The organism is Vibrio sp. 970 (assembly GCF_033339075.1).
Map to the genome: position 1 here is coordinate 1 of NZ_JAWOTW010000271.1, position 733 is coordinate 733.

Genomic DNA, 733 nt, shown 5'->3' on the forward strand with positions numbered 1-733 from the left:
GCGTGGCGCGCAGGTTGTCGCGTTGCGAACATGGAATTCAACCAATTCCACCCGACCAGTCTGTTCCACCCAGAAGCGCGCAACTTCCTACTAACAGAAGCATTACGTGGTGAAGGCGCGTATTTACGTCGTCCAGATGGATCTCGCTTTACGCCAGACTTCGATGAACGTAAAGAGTTAGCCCCCCGCGATGTTGTCGCTCGTGCCATCGACTTCGAAATGAAACGCTTGGGTGCAGACTGCATGTATCTCGACATCAGTCATCAACCAGCGGACTTTATCACCAAGCACTTCCCGACCATTTACTCGCGCTTGATGGACTTGGGCATTGATATGACCAAAGAGCCTATTCCAATCGTACCAGCTGCGCACTATACCTGTGGCGGCGTGATGGTGGATCAAAACGGTCATACGGATTTGAAAAACCTATACGCGATTGGCGAAGTAAGCTATACCGGCTTGCATGGTGCTAACCGTATGGCATCGAACTCACTGTTGGAATGTGTGGTTTATGCGTGGTCTGCTGCAAAAGATATTCTGAAACATCACACCAGCGTTGAGCTGCCTTCACGTGTTCCATGTTGGGATGAAAGCCAAGTCACCAACAGTGATGAAGAAGTTATTATTCAACACAACTGGCACGAACTTCGCCTGTTTATGTGGGACTACATGGGCATTGTGCGTACCGATAAGCGCTTAGAACGTGCATTGCGCCGCATTCAACTGCTACAAC

At 49.9% G+C, this 733-nt stretch carries 1 protein-coding gene; it reads left to right on the forward strand.

Annotated features, from left to right (window positions below; all coding sequences use genetic code 11):
* On the forward strand, window positions 1-733 hold a 733-nt coding region (locus tag R7Q11_RS26120), incomplete at both ends, for an FAD-binding protein (protein WP_225466994.1).